The sequence below is a fragment of the Paraburkholderia sp. BR14320 genome, assembly GCF_040948665.1.
GTDB lineage: Bacteria > Pseudomonadota > Gammaproteobacteria > Burkholderiales > Burkholderiaceae > Paraburkholderia > Paraburkholderia youngii.
Map to the genome: position 1 here is coordinate 1 of NZ_JBFPKG010000256.1, position 480 is coordinate 480.

The 480-nt window shown below is 64.6% G+C and carries 1 pseudogene; it reads left to right on the plus strand.

Annotated elements, in window-relative coordinates:
- A pseudogene (locus tag AB3X89_RS40195) lies at positions 1-480 on the plus strand (transposase); the annotation flags it as partial.

Sequence of the window (480 nt, forward strand, 5' to 3'; positions counted from 1 at the left end):
AAGGACGGGCAAGGCGTAGGCGCAGTGGCCCGCGAGTTGGGCGTGTCGGAGCAGACGCTGCGCAACTGGGTGAAGGCCGAGCAGGCCGGCAAACTGAACGGTCCCGGAGCGAAGGTGGTCACGCCCGGGCAGATGGAGCTCTCGCGGTTACGCGCCGAGAACAAGCGCCTGCAAATGGAGCTTGAAATCGCAACAAAGGCGGCGGCGTACTTCCCGAAGGACCTTCTGTGAAGTACGCCTGGATTGCCGGGCAGTGCCGGCACTATCCGCTGTCGATGCTGTGCGAAGTCCTTTCGGTGAACGTGAACGGCGATCGTGCCTGGAAGCGCGGCGGCACGCCCGAGCGGAAACGCTTGACCGACACGCAACTGCTTACGCTGATTCGGTCGATTCATGCCGAGGTCAAGGGCGCCTACGGCTCGCCACGCATGACCGAGGAGATTCGCGCACGCGGGTTTCCGGCCAGCAAGGCACGCGTGG